The sequence below is a fragment of the Sphingopyxis indica genome, assembly GCF_032879645.1.
GTDB lineage: Bacteria > Pseudomonadota > Alphaproteobacteria > Sphingomonadales > Sphingomonadaceae > Sphingopyxis > Sphingopyxis indica.
Genome location: NZ_CP076394.1, coordinates 1,525,744 through 1,539,465 on the forward strand (window position 1 = coordinate 1,525,744; position 13,722 = coordinate 1,539,465).

General features: G+C 61.9%; 15 protein-coding genes, 1 tRNA gene and 1 pseudogene. 14 read left to right on the forward strand and 3 right to left on the reverse strand.

Features of this window, described 5'->3' with window-relative positions; all coding sequences use genetic code 11:
* Positions 1–156: 156 nt before the first annotated feature.
* Positions 157–1,062 (forward strand): hypothetical protein, encoded by a 906-nt coding sequence (locus KNJ79_RS07110; RefSeq protein ID WP_317153386.1) that lies wholly within the window; start codon positions 157–159, stop codon positions 1,060–1,062.
* 125 nt (positions 1,063–1,187) lie between these two features.
* On the opposite strand, the gene KNJ79_RS07115 is transcribed toward KNJ79_RS07110, so the two are convergent.
* Positions 1,188–2,063 carry an outer membrane beta-barrel protein gene (locus KNJ79_RS07115; protein WP_212541875.1) on the reverse strand — a complete coding sequence of 292 codons (876 nt, stop codon included), beginning with the start codon at positions 2,061–2,063 and terminating at the stop codon, positions 1,188–1,190.
* 412 nt (positions 2,064–2,475) lie between these two features.
* Between KNJ79_RS07115 and KNJ79_RS07120 the strand changes: the two genes are divergently transcribed.
* The 5 genes from KNJ79_RS07120 to KNJ79_RS07140 all read left to right on the forward strand — a co-directional run bounded on the left by KNJ79_RS07120 (position 2,476) and on the right by KNJ79_RS07140 (position 6,276).
* On the forward strand, positions 2,476–3,447 hold the full coding sequence (locus KNJ79_RS07120; RefSeq protein ID WP_317153387.1) for a SphA family protein: 972 nt from the start codon (positions 2,476–2,478) through the stop codon (positions 3,445–3,447).
* 19 nt (positions 3,448–3,466) lie between these two features.
* Complete coding sequence (locus KNJ79_RS07125) at positions 3,467–3,820, forward strand: DUF1622 domain-containing protein (protein ID WP_317153388.1); 354 nt, start codon at positions 3,467–3,469, stop codon at positions 3,818–3,820.
* A gap of 144 nt (positions 3,821–3,964) precedes the next feature.
* A complete protein-coding gene (locus tag KNJ79_RS07130) occupies positions 3,965–4,783 on the forward strand; it encodes a DUF2092 domain-containing protein (RefSeq protein WP_317153389.1) in 819 nt (272 codons plus the stop codon).
* Entirely contained in the window at positions 4,780–5,364 is a 585-nt protein-coding gene (locus KNJ79_RS07135) for a DUF6515 family protein (RefSeq protein WP_245836430.1), read from the forward strand. The genes KNJ79_RS07130 and KNJ79_RS07135 overlap by 4 nt, the downstream gene beginning before the upstream one ends.
* A gap of 30 nt (positions 5,365–5,394) precedes the next feature.
* Entirely contained in the window at positions 5,395–6,276 is an 882-nt protein-coding gene (locus tag KNJ79_RS07140) for a bile acid:sodium symporter (RefSeq protein ID WP_317153390.1), read from the forward strand.
* Positions 6,277–6,300: 24 nt separating this feature from the next.
* Here the strand turns inward: KNJ79_RS07140 and KNJ79_RS07145 are convergent, their stop codons facing one another.
* Complete coding sequence (locus KNJ79_RS07145; RefSeq protein ID WP_317153391.1) at positions 6,301–7,122, reverse strand: hypothetical protein; 822 nt, start codon at positions 7,120–7,122, stop codon at positions 6,301–6,303.
* 576 nt (positions 7,123–7,698) lie between these two features.
* On the opposite strand from KNJ79_RS07145, the gene KNJ79_RS07150 reads away from it, so the two are divergent.
* From KNJ79_RS07150 to KNJ79_RS07185, 8 genes and pseudogenes are all read left to right on the forward strand, one after another.
* Entirely contained in the window at positions 7,699–8,874 is a 1,176-nt protein-coding gene (locus KNJ79_RS07150; RefSeq protein ID WP_317153392.1) for a Fic family protein, read from the forward strand.
* Positions 8,867–9,046: a hypothetical protein gene (locus tag KNJ79_RS07155; protein WP_317153393.1), complete on the forward strand. Its 180-nt coding sequence runs from the start codon at positions 8,867–8,869 to the stop codon at positions 9,044–9,046. The genes KNJ79_RS07150 and KNJ79_RS07155 overlap by 8 nt, the downstream gene beginning before the upstream one ends.
* A gap of 210 nt (positions 9,047–9,256) precedes the next feature.
* The gene (locus KNJ79_RS07160) at positions 9,257–10,414 is read left to right on the forward strand and encodes a tyrosine-type recombinase/integrase (RefSeq protein WP_317153394.1); all 1,158 of its coding nucleotides are present in this window, start codon (positions 9,257–9,259) and stop codon (positions 10,412–10,414) included.
* On the forward strand, positions 10,386–11,033 hold the full coding sequence (locus KNJ79_RS07165; RefSeq protein WP_317153395.1) for a hypothetical protein: 648 nt from the start codon (positions 10,386–10,388) through the stop codon (positions 11,031–11,033). The genes KNJ79_RS07160 and KNJ79_RS07165 overlap by 29 nt, the downstream gene beginning before the upstream one ends.
* Before the next feature lie 107 nt (positions 11,034–11,140).
* A complete protein-coding gene (locus tag KNJ79_RS07170) occupies positions 11,141–11,350 on the forward strand; it encodes a helix-turn-helix transcriptional regulator (RefSeq protein ID WP_317153396.1) in 210 nt (69 codons plus the stop codon).
* 32 nt (positions 11,351–11,382) lie between these two features.
* Complete coding sequence (locus tag KNJ79_RS07175) at positions 11,383–12,069, forward strand: DNA-primase RepB domain-containing protein (RefSeq protein WP_317153874.1); 687 nt, start codon at positions 11,383–11,385, stop codon at positions 12,067–12,069.
* Positions 12,063–12,383: pseudogene (locus KNJ79_RS07180) on the forward strand (ATP-binding protein); the annotation flags it as partial. The gene KNJ79_RS07175 and the pseudogene KNJ79_RS07180, both read left to right, overlap by 7 nt.
* Before the next feature lie 206 nt (positions 12,384–12,589).
* Positions 12,590–13,498 (forward strand): hypothetical protein, encoded by a 909-nt coding sequence (locus KNJ79_RS07185; RefSeq protein ID WP_317153397.1) that lies wholly within the window; start codon positions 12,590–12,592, stop codon positions 13,496–13,498.
* Between the two features lie 79 nt (positions 13,499–13,577).
* Here the strand turns inward: KNJ79_RS07185 and KNJ79_RS07190 are convergent.
* Positions 13,578–13,653, reverse strand: a tRNA-Lys gene (locus KNJ79_RS07190).
* Between the last annotated feature and the right edge of the window lie 69 nt (positions 13,654–13,722).

The window sequence follows — 13,722 nt, forward strand, 5'->3', positions numbered from 1 at the left end:
TGAGCGCTTCGCAGACCGCCCCGTCGGCGGGAGTTGCGGGAGGCACGCTCAGGGCCCGAAACTTTCCGCTCGCGGGATAGTCCCGATGGCCAGCGAGGCGCAGCAGGGCAAATCTGGCCCTGATGATCTGACAATCGTGCAAGGGAGACCGGCTTTATGCGTTTCCGTCCTCGGGCGCTCCCGCGCGTCGCGATCGCGCTCGCGCTATGCGCAGGCGTTCCCGCATCGCTGCGCGCGCAGGACAGCGCGGCTCCGGCCGATCCGGATGCCGCCGATGCCGCTTCGGCGGACAGCGCTCCCGCCGACCGGCCCCCCGACGCCGCGCCGCCGCCCGCGGCGGCTGGCGAAGGCTCGTTGGCGCAGCAACTCGCCAATCCGGTCGCGAACCTGATATCGGTGCCCTTTCAGGCGAATTACGATTGCTGCTACGGCGAACGCGACGGCGACCGCTTCACGCTCAACATCCAGCCGGTGATTCCCGTCAGCGTCGGGGACGACTGGAACCTCATTACGCGAACCATCGTGCCGATCATCAGCCAGGAGCCCACCGTCGTCGGCGGCGAGGGCGCGACCGGCTTCGGCGACGTGCTGCAGAGCTTCTTCCTTTCGCCCAAAGAAGCGAAGAACGGCCTGGTCTGGGGCGTCGGGCCGGTCTTCCTGTGGCCGACGGGGGCCGATGCATTCAGCGCGCAGAAGTTCGGCGCCGGTCCGACCGCGGTGGTGCTGAAGCAGGGCAAGGGCACCACGCTCGGCCTGCTCGCGAACCATGTCTGGTCGGTGGCGGGGAAATCGGCCTATCCCGACGTCAGCCAGACCTTCCTCCAGCCCTTCTTTACCCGCACCTTGCCCGATTCGACCAGCTTCACGCTCAACACCGAGACGAGCTATGACTGGAAGTCGAAGAATTGGGTGGTGCCGATCAACTTTTCGGTCGGCCATGTGGTCAGGGTCGGCGATCAACCGATCAATCTGACCGTCGGCGCGCGCTACTATGCCGAACGGCCCGACGGCGGCCCCGAATGGGGCACGCGCTTCGTGCTCACGCTGCTCTTCCCGAAATAGAGTGATTTCGAGTGAAATGGAACATTTCACGGCTCGGAAATCACGGCAAAACAAGACTCTGGAGTGCCGGTTTTGATTCCATCAAAACCGAACGCACTCTAGCTGGAGGACCCCGCCCGCGGGCGTCAGAACGAGGCTTGCAGGACGAGCGCGGGGCCATAGAGCTTGTACCGGACCCGGCCGTTCCAGCGATCCTTGTCGACGCCCAGGCGATAGTCGACGTAGCGATAGACGACTCCCACCGCTATATTCTTCGTCGCCAGATAGTTGAGGCCCGCCTGAACATTGACGAGGCGCCCGTCATAATCGTCGATGTTGAGCGACAGATAATCGACGCGGCCGTTGAACTCGACCTTGGGCGCGATCTTCCAGGTCGCGAAGACACCGAGCGTCGGCAGCGGCGCGAGTACTTTGCGGCGACGCAATTCGCTCGACGCGCTTTCGCCGCCGACGCTGCCTTCGCCCATGATCGAAAGGTCAAAACGGGTTACGTGCGCGCCGAGTGCGGCCCCCAGCTCCAGATTGTCGTTCTGAACAAAGGCATAGCCGACCGTCAGCCGATAGATGTCGCTGTCGAAGCCGCTTTCGACCTCGGCGTTCACCGGATAGGTCACATTGTCGAACACGATGTCGCGCTCGAGCGCTGTCGCGCCGGTGCGTTTGAGCTTGTAGAAGTCCGCACCGACGATCACCTTGCCGAAGCGTGCGCCGGCCGTGATCGAGGGCAGAATCTCGTCATTGTCGAGCTTCAGATCGTTTTCGAAGTCGATGTCGGTGCTCGGAATCTGCTGGTTCTCCGCCGCGACGCGCACATCGGTGTCGACCTTCGGGAAAAAGGCCATCGCGCTGATCCAGTAATCATTGTCGAGGGTCTGTGCCCGGACGGGTGCCTGCCATGCCAGGGCGCAGGCGAGGGTGAGCAGCGTCCGGCCGGCGCGAAAGGGGCGGGGGCGGCCGGACCCGCGCGGGCCGCCGTCTGCTGCGGAAATCACCTTGTCCATGCTTCGCTCCTGACAATGGCTTGTGACCTGTCCCACCGGGCGTTCAGCGAGAGCCATCGCGCCCAGGCGGCGGAGGGGCAGAGTCGGTCGCGCGGAGGAAGAAATCGCCGCCCCCTGTCGACCCGTGACATCGCCCGCCGTCTTCAAAGGCGTGGAACTCCACGGATGACCGTCAGAATAGGGGCGATCCAGAGTGTCGGGTATCAGGGTGTTTCCCGAGAAAGCAGGGCAGGAATCCCGAACGCTTGGGGAAATGCCCGAGACGATGTCTTCCGCGGCTTGCGCCGGTTGCGGGTCCCGACCCGAGGCGGCCCTTGGGGCGCGTCTGCGGCCCGCCAAGGGTTAATCCCGATAAGCGGACGCGGCAGAGAATGCCACAATCGCGGCGAGACAAATCGACGGAGATTGACGTATGCGACTGTTCAAAACGATGATCCTGACCGGCGGCGTGCTGGCGCTCGGCTTCGTGCCAGCCATGGCGAACGCCACCGAATCGGGCGCTTCGCTCTATCTGCTCGGTTCGGGCGGTCCCGGCGCAGCCGTCATGCCGCCGGTCGAGGGCGTCTTCTTCGACAAAACCATCTATGTCTATGACGGCGACGCCAGCGCGCGCCGGCAATTCCCCCTGAACGGCAATATCGTCGCGGGTCTCGACGCGACCATCATCGCGAGCTTCGACACGATCCTCGCCGTTCCTTCGACGGACTTTCTCGGCGGAACGCTCGCCGTCGGCATGACGCTGCCGCTCGGCGCGCCGATCGTCGACGTCGATGCCGTGCTGACCGGTCCCGGCGGAGGCAGCGTGGGGACGGACCGGCACGACAGCGCGCTCACCGTCGGTGACCCGGTCGGCGTCGTGATGATGGGCTGGCACGGGGAGAAATGGCATGTTCAGCTGTCGAGCATGATCAATATCCCGCTCGGCCATTATCGCGAGGACCAGCTCGCGAATCTGTCGCTGCACCGCTTTGCGGTCGACGGCTCGGTCGCGGTCAGCTGGCACGATCCCGCATCGGGGTGGGACATATCCGCAAAGGGCGGCTACACGCTGAACGGCGACAACGACTATACCGGCTATGACAGCGGCGACGAGGTGCATGTCGAGGCCGCGGTCGAAAAGGCGCTTTCGCCCAAATTCTCGCTCGGCGCCCAGGCCTATTATCTGAAGCAGGTCACCGACGACCGTGGCGGAGCGCTCGGCCCGTTCAAGGGCGAAGCGGTCGCGGTCGGTGCCACCGCGGCCTATAATGTCGTGATGGCGGGAACGCCGGCGACCTTCCGCGGGCGCGTCATGCAGGAACTCGACGCGACTAATCGTCCCAAGGGCACGTCCTTCTGGCTCGATTTCTCGATCCCGCTGACGATGAACATCCCCGGGCAATAAGCCGGCCGGGGCGGCTCTGGTGGAAGAAGCCCTGCGCCTGATCGCCAGCTATTCGGCGCTCGTGCTCGAAGCGATCGTCGCGCTGATCGTGATGTATGGCGCGTTCGAGGCGCTGGCGCGGATGGTGGAGCGCGGGTTGCGCCGCGAAGGGCGATGGAGCCGGCGGCAAATATGGCTGCAGTTCGCGCAGTGGATCGTGCTCGCGCTCGAATTCGCGCTCGGCGCCGACATCATCCGCACCGCGGTAGCGCCGACATGGGACGATGTCGGGAAACTCGCCGCGATCGCCGCGATTCGCACCGGGCTGAACTTCTTCATCGAGCGCGACATCTATGAATTCGAACCGCGGCCGGAGCGTGCCTCTGGCGAATAGGCCCTGCGATGCAGGGTCGAAATCCCGCGGCTTCAGCACAATCCCCGATGGGGCTCGAAGGGCCGGACGGGCAGACTGACGAAGAAGAGGCGTGAGAATCCTGCGCGATTCCGCAACTCGTCCGGCAAAGGAAAGGATGAACTCATGGTCAGTCCAGGAATATTGCGGCTCGCGCTGCTGCTCGGCGCTGCGCCGCTCGTCGGCGGCGCCGCGCTGGCACAGGACGATGCGGCGAAGCCCGCGGCGAGCGCGGCAGCCGACGACGACGGCAGCAATCCGATCGACCCGGAGGCCATGGCCGCGGTCGACAAGATGAGCGCGGCGCTGCAGGCGCTTTCGTCCTTCCACACCAAATCGGACATCACGACCGAGGTGGTGCTCGCGACCGGGCAGAAGATTCAGTTCGGCGGGACGATGGACACCTATGCCAGGCGTCCCAATGCCTTCAAGATCGTCACCAGGCTCGATGGCAAGTCGCGCGAGCTCTATTATGACGGCAAGACCTTTACGATCTTTGCGCCCACCCTCGGCTATTATGCCGACTTCCCGGCACCCGGCACGATCGCGGCGACGATCGACAAGGCGAGCGACGAATTCGGCATCGAGGTGCCGCTCGCCGACCTGTTCACCTGGGGCAGCGATCCCGCGATCCGCGCGCGCGTGCAGGAAGCGATGGTGATCCGGCCCGAAACCGTCGGCACGCGGACCTGCATGCATTATGCCTTCCGGCAGGAACATGCCGACTGGCAGGTCTGGATCGACCAGGGCGGCAAGGCGCTGCCGTGCAAGATCGTGATCACCAACAAGACCGACCCCGCGATGCCGCAATATTCGGCGGTGATCGACTGGGCCTCGACCGCGGTTCCGGCGAGCGAAAATCTTGCCTTTTCGCCACCGGCCGACGCGCACCGGATTGCGATCGCCGATGTTTCCGAAATAACCTCTGACGGAGAAGGGCAATGATCCTCATCGTGAACGGCGGCCTTTTGGCCGCATCGCTGGCGCTCGCCGCTCCGGCAGTGCCGACCGATCTGCCCCGCGTCGCGGGCGATCCGGCTACGTCGGTCCTGGCGCTCGAAGCGGACTATCTGCAACGAACGCGAACGACATCCAGCCGGTCGGGCACGGCATCGCGGGCAAAGGGTTCGCGTCCGCCTGCGCGCAGCGGCGCAAGCGCGAACGTCAATCATTCGAATGTGAGCCGCAACCGCAGCGTCAACAACGCCAACGTCAATCGGAACGTCAACCGGAACGCCAACGTCAACGTGAACCGCAACGTCGATGTCAACGTCCACAACGACTATCACGGCGGCTATTATCACGACGATTGGGATGATTGGGACGATGACTGGCACCCGGTCGCGACGATCGCCACCGCGGCGGTGACCGCGGCCGTCGTCGGCAGCATCGTGAACAGCGTGCCGCCGAGCTGCAGCACTGTCGTCGTCAACGGCATCAGCTACTCGCAATGCGGCAACACCTGGTACCAGCCCCAATATGTGGGCTCGTCGGTCCAATATGTGGTGGTCAATCCGCCGCGCTGACTCCGTCCCCCTGGCCAGAAAGTCCCGTCCATGACGCCTCTCATGATCGTCAAACTGGCCACGGTGCTCAGCATCGTGCTGCTGCTCTTCGGGCTCGCCTTGCGGGCGAAGATCGCCGATCTCGGCTATCTCGTCCGCGAGTGGCGGCTCGGGCTGGGCGCCTTCGTCGCGATGTTCGTGTGCGTGCCCGTGGCGGCCTTTCTGCTCGCGCGCTTCCTCGATCTCCAGCAACCGGTGGCGATCGCGCTGATCGCGATGGCGCTGTCGCCGCTGCCGCCGATCCTGCCGGGCAAGCAGCTGAAGGCGGGCGGTGAGGCAGGCTATGTCACCGGGCTGATGGTCGGCGCGTCGCTGCTGTCGCTGGTGGTGGCGCCGCTCGGCGTGTGGGTCGCGGCGCATCTGTTCGATGTCGATGTTTCGGTCGCGCCGTCGGCGCTCGTCAAGCCGCTGCTCATCTCGGTGTTCGCGCCGATCGCGCTCGGGTTGCTCGCCGCGCCGCTGCTCGGCAAGTCGGTGCCGCGGGTCAGCGAGATCTGCACCAGGGCGGGGACGATCCTTCTCCTCCTCGTCGTGCTCGCCTTTCTCGTGCTCCTCGGGCCGCCGATGTGGAAGCTGGTCGGCGACGGCACGCTGCTCGTCTTCGCCGCGGTCGCGATCGTAGGGCTCGTCGCGGGAACGCTCCTCGGCGGCCCCAATCCGGGCGACCGGTCGGCGCTGGCGCTCGCGGCATCGGCCCGGCACCCGGGCGTGGCGCTCGCGATCGCCGTTCATACGATGCCGAACGTTCCTCTGATGCCGGCTGCCGTCGTGCTGTCACTGATCGTCTCGATCGTCCTCAGCTTCCCCTATTTGCGGATGGTGGGTCGCAAACAGGGCGACGGGGGGAGCGCCGCGGCGACTCCGCCATCCTGACCCGGGCGGCGAAGGGCGCGGGATCTATCGGCGTCCGATCGCGTAGTCGATCCGGATCCGCACCCAGCTGCCGACCATCAGGCGTCCTCCGCGCCTTGGCGGACGCACCCGGAATTGCCAGGCGGCGGCGAGGATCGCGCGATTGATCTGCGAACCTTGCGGATATTCGTCGAGCGCGATGCAGCCCTCGACGCGATACTCGGACGCCGTGCGGCAGGCGATCAAGCCCCAGCCGGGACCGCTGGCGGTCGACAGATAGCCGCGCAACTCGTCATCGCTCGGCTCGCGGTACCAGGCGGCCGCATAGAGCGGCTCGCCATTCGGTGCCGTCCCCACTTGCGGCGTGTCCTGCGAGGCTGCCCCGCCGCGGTTGGCCGGACCGTAAACCTGTCCGTCGGATGGGCGAATTACGGCGCGAGGCGTCCGCGGCGCGGGCGGCTGCGTGCCTGGCGCGGGCAAGGCAGGCGCGGGCATGGGTTCGACGACCGGCGGCGGAGGCAGCGGCTGGGGCGCTTGCGGCGGCGTTTCGGTTGGTGGGGACGGCGGGCTCTCCTTGGCCTGCTCGCGTTTCGGATTGTCCGTCTCGGGCGATTGTTCCGCATTCCCCGCGGCTTCGAGCGTGACGAGCGTAACCTGTTCGTCACGGACGTCGACCGGCTTCCCCACGCCGAAGGCAAGAAGCATGATCAGCAGGACGCCCGTGATGAGCAACGCCAGCCCGATGGACAGCGCCCGTCGTCCCGCGCCGATCCCCGCCATGTCGGCGGAAGGCGCGGCCCGGGCAGGAAGGATGGAGAGCAATTTCCGGTAGCGGCGACCGCTGGTCGAGATGTCCGGCGCCGCCATTTGCGCGGGAATAATGGGCCGCCGGGGCAATGACAAGGCTCGGCTAAGCTGGCGACGCGGAATTCGGCACTACGGGTGGCGACGCCATTGCGGGCCCGCGAAAGCTCGGTTCGAAAGCGGAGAAAATGGTGGACGCACTAGGGCTCGAACCTAGGACCCGCTGATTAAGAGCTTGATATTAGGTCTTTTTACTCTTAATCATATCGTGTCATATTGTCCATAGACAATTGACCGGTCGTGTCTTTGACCGTTCACTCTTCCGCAGATCACTTTATGCTCTTTCGTGCAATCTCAGGCGCCCAGGACCCCCTCGATACCCACACGGAAGATCCTCGATTTTCTGGGTACCAGATTGTGGGAGAGGGCAAGGCTTTTGATCTTTCCACCAGCCTTGCCACAACGTCATATCGAACGTGACTGTCTGCGTCAGGAATATTCCCGCACGCAGCATAGCCGTGATTTTTGGATCGTCGCTAGTAACGAGTAGTTGACTTTCGTGCGCTATAAGTCACGATATCGTTACTAGCGGTTCGGAAAAGGCACGCTGCCGTTCCTTGCCGCTCATGAAGGGCCATCATGACGAAACGAACAACGGGTGAATATGAGAAGGTGATCGCGGGTGGCGAGGAGGTTGCGGCCTTCCTGCCTTTTGCCTTGCCGCCACGTGACCCAGCGTTCGTTATATCCGAGGCACTCGGCAAGCGTTTGCGAGCCGCTGAGCAAGCTCTGGTGCGGCTTGATCTGGCAACCGAGATGGTGCCGTCGCTCGACTGGTTTCTCTATGGCTTTGTTCGCAAGGAAGCGGTGATCTCATCACAGATCGAAGGCACGCAGGCAACGCTGCTCGACCTTCTCAGCTTCGAGGCGGAAGACGTAAAGGCGCCCGATGCGGACGTGGAAGAGGTCTGCAATTATCTCGACGCCCTGAACCACGTCCAACAGGAGCTGGCGAACCCGTCGGGCATTCCGATTTCCATGCGTCTCCTACATGATGCGCACCGCCGATTGATGGACGGTGCCAGGGGCGCAACCAAGCAGCCCGGCGAAATCCGGCGCAGCCAAAACTGGATTGGGGGCAGCAGGCCGGGCAACGCCGCGTTCGTGCCGCCACCGCCCACGCGCGTGCCCGAGCTACTGAGCGCGCTCGAAAAATACATTCACGCGGATGACGACTTGCCCGCGCTCATCCGGGCAGGGCTGGTCCATGTTCAGTTTGAAACGATCCACCCCTATCTCGACGGCAATGGGCGCATAGGCCGCTTGCTGATTTCGTTGTTGCTCCAGCATTGGAATCTGCTCCGCGCGCCTTCGCTTTACCTGAGCCTGTTCTTCAAGCGTCATCGTGCCGAATATTACCGGCGGTTGGATGCCGTTCGCACGGAAGGCGATTGGGAAGGCTGGATCGATTTCTTTCTCGATGGCGTGGCCACCATCGCCGACGAGGCGGTGGCATCGGCGCAAGATATTTTCGCGCTCATCGGCCAAGACCGTGCAAAACTGCTAGCAAGCGATGCGGCCTCCGTTTCGGCTGTTAAGCTGTTTGAGGAATTGCCCAATCATCCGATTGTCACGGTTGCTTCAACCATGTCCTTGCTTGGGATCAGTAAGCCAACCGCTATCCGCGCGATTGAGATGCTGATGTCGATAGAGGTTCTGACGGAAACAACCGGTCGGCGTCGGGATCGCAGCTTTGCCTATGGTGGTTATGTTGATTTGCTTCGGATTGGTACGGAGCTTGGGAACGATGGATAAGGCAGAAACCGATTTATCATCTTTGATTGCTGCCGACGAAAAAACCGCATGGCAAGAGCTGAAGCGGCTGCTGGGACAGAGGATTACTGAGAGTCTGGCGGGCGCGCTGTCTACCAATGACATCACCTCTATCATTGATGAGGAGTTGGAGCCCCGCCACTCCGACACGTAATCGCGTGAGACCGAAAATCCAGAATCAGTGTCGCAGCACTTGGTCCGAATATCGATGCTGGCTCTCTATCCAAACGACCCCCGGGTGCGGGCGGCATGGTCAAATCGTGTCACGCTGCACTTTCCCGATGCAGGTCCTCCGCGAGCCGGGATTTTCTTTGAGATTGGCGGATTTCCGTGATTATTGAAGTGTCATTCGAAAGGATGACACATGCGAAAGGCCCTGACTGCAAAGACCCTCGAAGCCCTGAAGCCGAAGGCAAAGCGCTACGAGGTTCATGATCTTCATTGCCCCGGAATGAGCGTCCGAGTCTCGGCGCAGGGCCAGAAGGTCTTCACGGTCAAGTTCCGCTACGGCCTTGAACAGAAACGCATGAAGCTAGGCGTCTATCCGCGTATCTCGCTCGCCACGGCCCGCGAAAAGGCGATCGACATCTTGCGGCAGGTCGATGAAGGCATCGATCCGACTAAGCGCAGGCGCACGGCCAATATGAAGGTCGAGAATATCTGCCGCGAATTTATTCGGCTTCACGCCATGCCGCGCAACAAGAGCTGGCGCGAGGCCGAACGCATCTTGGAACGCGAATTCGTCGGCACCTTCGGGCAGCGGGACATTCGCGAGATCAAGCGGTTCGATGTGCTGGAAATCATGGACGCTGCCGTCGCGCGCGGCTCGACCTATCAGGCCAATCGTATCCATTCGAACATGCGCAAGCTGTTCAACTGGTGTGTCGAGCGCGGCATCCTTGATGCCAGTCCCATCAATGGCCTGAAGCCGTTGACCAAGGAGGAGTCGCGCGATCGGGTGTTGGAGGATAACGAGATCGTCCGGCTACTGCGTGCTTGCCGCAACGATGTCTATCCTTTCCGCCAATTCGTGCCGATGTTGCTCGCTACGGCGCAGCGCCGGGGAGAGTTGGCCGAGATGCGCTGGAGCGAAGTCGATCTCGACGCCAGGCAATGGGTCATTCCCGCCGAACGCTCGAAGAACGGCAAACCGCATGTCGTGCCGCTCAGCGCCTATGCGCTTGCCGTCCTTGATGAGGTGCCGCGTTTCCTCGAGTGCGACTATGTGTTCACGACCACCCGCCGGTCACCCGTCAGTGGCTTTTCGAAGATGCTGCGCCGTTTGTCCGAAGGTTCCCAGACGTCCGGTTGGCGCTTGCACGATCTGAGGCGAACCGCCGCCTCGGGTATGGCTCGGCTAGGCCTAGCGCCGCATGTGGTCGAAAAGGTGCTGAACCATATTTCGGGCACGATTTCCGGTGTCGCTGCTGTCTACAACCGTTATGGCTACGACCAAGAGAAACGCGACGCCTTGGAGCAATGGGGGCAACTGCTTGAAGGATATAACCAGCGAACTGAATGAACTTTTCGGCGATGCCGTCATGCAAGAGATTGCGAAAATCGCCGGTGTTGCGGACGAGGCGGCGATTGCCGACCTACAAACCCGGCTGAAAGCGGTTGGCGCCGAATATCGTCGCATCATTTCCATCACACCTTGCGACCTGCCGGGCGCGCCCTCGGACGATACGCTGTCGCAGCGGCTGGCCTGGGTGGATGCGCAGTTGCTCAATCCCGTAGCGCGGCTGCTCGAAGCCCTAGAGCCTGAAAATCGTCACCTGCTGTCGCTGTGGCCCGAGGAGCCCGACCCCGAACTGATCCCAGACTATGACGAGATCGCCGAGCAATTGAGAAGCTTGCGGATGCTTGGGCAGAACCTCGCCATCATCGTTGCCAAGTACCGGTTTCATGATCTGCCGCCCGGCCCGCTGATCCGATACCGGATCGTCGCCGCTATCGCAGAAGTGCTCGACGAAGCGCTACCCGACCTTCGCCCCAGCCGGGGCACCTATGACGCCAGCACCAAACAATTCCACGGCGTCTATCCCGCTTTGGTCCGTCGCATCTTTCTGGAGATCACCGGCCTGCATGAGCAGTTGGATCGGCTGATTAAGGAACAGGTCGACGAACGCCGCCGACAATGAACATGCCATCGGTTTGCCCGATGACGTGTTCATTCGCCTCTGTAGAATCTCTTCGTCGCGTGGTCCTAATAATTCGCCGTCATTGAACGCGAAGAAAGGACCAAATCATGACGGCATTGAATCCAAACAAGCTTTTATTGGTGCGAGAGGACTTACCGCGCCTTGGCATTAACTTGTCGCCATCGACACTGCTGCGGCTGGAGGCGGCCGGGAAATTCCCCAAGCGCGTCCGTATTGGCGCGCATTCGGTTGCGTGGCTCGCTTCTGAAATCCATGCCCATATCGAAGCGCTTGCCGCCGAACGGGAGGCGGCGTGATGCATGTTCCACAAAGTCTGGCGTCGCTCACCATGACGCCTGAGAATCTGGCGCAGGGAAAGGCCAAGGTCAGTTTTCTCAGGCGCATTTGGGCAGACCACGATGATCGGGCCTACACCTTTCTGGCCGCTCGCAGCGGCAAAAGGTGGATCGAGCACTCGATCCGGGGCCGTCGCAAAAATGCGATCGAGGAATTTCTGAAGGAACACGATCCGCATGTCTGGGACGTCTACTTTTGCCCCAACGCATTCAGCCAGCCCAATCGGAAGACATCCAGTGCACTGCCGACCCCGTTCGCGTGGTGCGATATCGACGATTCCAGTCCGGCGGCCTTCAAAACTTCTCCGAACATACTCTGGGAGACCTCGATCGGTCGATATCAGGGCATTTGGTGCTGGAACGAGATGCTCCCACCTCACACGGCTGAACAGATATCAAAAGGGCTGCTCCGCTTCGGCGGCGATAAGGGCGGATGGTCGATTACCAAATATCTACGAGTGCCCGGGACGATAAATCACAAGCCGGAGCGCAATCGCGATCAGGTTCGCCTCTTGAGATTCGATCCGAGCCCGCAACCCGTGCCCGATTTTCCGATCAGACAAGGCAACGGTTTGGCTGTTTTTACTGGCGACATTGATCCGAGCCGCTTCGAGATCGCCGATGTAGTAACGCGCTATCGGCGCAAGGTATCGCTGTTTGCTCGGTCACTCATGTGGTGACACGCCTCGAAGAGGAGACCCGGATCGGCAAGGGCGGGACCTTGGCGGCGCAGCTGTCGCGGCTCGACCTGATCGTGCTCGACGAGCTCGGTTATCTGCCGTTCGCCCGCTCGGGAGGGCAGTTGCTGTTCCACCTCATCAGCAAGCTTTATGAGCGGACCAGCGTCATCATCACCACGAACCTCGCCTTCGGCGAATGGCCGACCGTGTTCGGCGATCCCAAGATGACCACGGCGCTGCTCGACCGCGTCACCCACCACTGCGATATCGTCGAGACGGGCAACGACAGCTGGCGCTTCAAAAACCGCAGCTGACAGCCACCTTCGGCGCCTTCAAAAATCTATCTTGCGCTGCGCGCGCCTCCGGTCGGGCTACGCCCGCCCTCCGCCGCACGCAGCGCAAGGCCATCTTCAACAAACCAGCATCATATTATCCGAAAAGGGGGTCCCTCTTCGACGCCGATCGGGGGTCCCTTTTGAACGCCGTTTGACAGTTCACCGAACTAGACCTCAACGCGACGATGCTCACCGAAGAGCTTCGTGATCTGATGATCAACAGGGCGAAAGCGCTGGATGCCAAGAAGGTGCCCCCAGATGATTTTTGGAAACATCCGAGCATCAACCACTGGTCCGGCCTCGTTCACACTTCGCCCCGAAAAGCGGACGATCGCCGCAAGGCTGCATTTCTCGCCGAGTGGCATTCCACGCTGCAAATTCTGCGAGATATCGGCACAACGGTAAGCCTTGCCCCCAATCGCCCGGCATGGGTCGGCGCGACTGCATCGCCCGGTGCACAGGCTGATCAGTTTCTCCATGCCCATTACTATCATCGCACGTTTGACGGGCGACGCGCCGACTATGAGCGGCATTTTGAGCAAAATAGGAATAACCCTGTCAAAGCGCGTGCAGAGGCGATCGAGTGGTGGAGAGGTTTGGCAAGAGCGCCCACAAACGAAGATGTAGCCATTAATATTACGGCACTCCGTCTCCAGGAGATGCTGAAAGAGGATGCTCTTCGGCAACTGTCGCAGTCTGACTTCCGTCAGGTGGCGGGTGACGTGCACGCCATGATCGAGTTTTCCCGACGGGTTCGCAACAGCATGGTGGGACTGCAAACCAGCGGGATCAAATATTCGATACCCGAAAAGCTAGACGCTCTGAGCGAGCACATCTGGAAAGCCAAATCTGAGAATGGGTCCCGCGTGACGGATGTGATCTGGCACATCTTGTATGGTGGGCCCGATGACCTCCTACCCGAACGCCTTTGGGAAGCCGTGGCCGATCCTAAATGGAAGCTCGAATGCATGGGCATCAGCGCTTACGGCGAACTCGTTGGGTGGGCCATGCCCGACAAGTTTCCTCCAAGAAATGGCCGGACATCGAAGGCGCTGAGATCGCTCGGCTATGACGTTCAAGTCCACGTCTCATAGGCGACCAAACAATCTGGTACCCCAGTGGGACCCCGCACCCGGTCACCGCTGCGATCTTGCATTTAAGTCATTGAAAAGGTGGTGGACGCACTAGGGCTCGAACCTAGGACCCGCTGATTAAGAGTCAGCTGCTCTACCAACTGAGCTATGCGTCCACTTGCCGGATTGCGGCGGTGCCGGCAGCGGGTTTTACCCCTCTTTGCTGCGAAGCGAGCGGCCCGCTA